The sequence below is a fragment of the Vibrio sp. Vb0304 genome (genome assembly GCF_033338995.1).
Classification (GTDB): Bacteria; Pseudomonadota; Gammaproteobacteria; order Enterobacterales; family Vibrionaceae; genus Vibrio; species Vibrio alginolyticus.
On sequence record NZ_JAWOTT010000172.1, the window covers coordinates 1 to 1,306 of the forward strand.

Sequence of the window (1,306 nt, forward strand, 5' to 3'; positions counted from 1 at the left end):
TAAAGCTGCTGATTAGGATTGATCACAGGTTCACCAAGTTCGATCAGTTGACCGTACTTGATGTCGTCTTTCACAAACAAACGGTGAGTCACCAATACACCCAAACGACGCGTGGTTGCCTGTACCGCTTGAATCGACATATTAAAAGTGATCGGCTTTTTGTTTTTTGGACGAGCGACTCCTGTCGCGTCTGACCAGACTTGCCAATCGTGTTTTCTGCGCTCATTCGTGACCTCAATGAGCGGATACGTCTTTAAGATGTCAGAAAGGTTAACTGGATTGCTGTGGTCGATGAGATCAGGGCTGCACACTAATACCAGTTCGTCTTCACTGAGCTTTTCGCAATAGTAGTCTTGCCACTCTTCAGTGTTGCCATGCACCAACGCAGCATCAACGCCTTCTTGTTCCAAATTGAACCGTCCAGAAAGGTTAGAGAGGCGCACATCAAGTTGGGGCGCGTAGGCTTGAAGGCGTGGCATACGTGGGATCCACCAATGCAGTGCCAAAGAATTCACCATGTTTAGCGTAATGCGTTGAGAGTTTTGATCGTGCATCAGTGCTTCGGTTGCATCGACGATTTGTTCTAACGCTGGCGCGACTTTGCGGTAGTATTTTTTGCCTTCGGTATTGAGGTACACATGGCGTCCAATTCGGTCAAAAAGCGGTTTGTTTACTTGGCTTTCGAGAGATTTAATCGCTTGGCTGATCGCCGAGTGGCTAACGCTCAGAAGCTGGGCGGCTTCCGTCATACTGCCTGATTCCGCCACCGCCACAAACGCGTAGATGGAGTTTAATGGTACTAATTTGCGCATGGAACGAACCTGTTTTCAATGTGTAAGGTTTACTTACAATAGAGGTTAATATTACTCGCTATTTCTATAAAGTCACTTTTCATAAAATGCTCCGAGAATTAAGGAGTATCTAATGAATCACGTTCACAAACCCATCGTATTTATGTTGATGTCTACATTAAGCTTATCTGTTACGGGCTTGCTAGCAAAGCAGCTGTCTGAGGCGCTTTCGGTAACCATGTTCAGCTTTCTGCGATTTTTCCTACCTGCGCTTATCTTGCTCTTAGTTCTGATCCCGAAAGGCATCAAACTGCCGAAATCGACCGAGTTGAAGCCCACTTTGCTACGCGCACTTTGTATTGGTCTGTCTCAATTGTGTTTTATTGCGTCTCTTCAAACGTTAACGCTGGTCGAAAGTGTGGTCCTTTTTGCTACAGGCCCGTTGTTTATGCCTGTGATTGAGAAGCTTGTCTGGCATGGAAAAATTCGTACGTCCACCGTTTTTGGTATTGTGA

Annotated in this window: 2 protein-coding genes; one reads left to right on the forward strand and one right to left on the reverse strand. The window is 45.9% G+C overall.

Annotated features, from left to right (window positions below; genetic code table 11):
* Positions 1 to 812: LysR substrate-binding domain-containing protein (locus R7P35_RS24730; RefSeq protein ID WP_318092999.1), on the reverse strand; the 812-nt coding region annotated here is incomplete at its 3' end.
* A 112-nt stretch (positions 813 to 924) separates the two neighbouring features.
* On the opposite strand from R7P35_RS24730, the gene R7P35_RS24735 reads away from it, so the two are divergent.
* The coding region (locus R7P35_RS24735; protein WP_318093001.1) for an EamA family transporter at positions 925 to 1,306 on the forward strand (382 nt) is incomplete at its 3' end.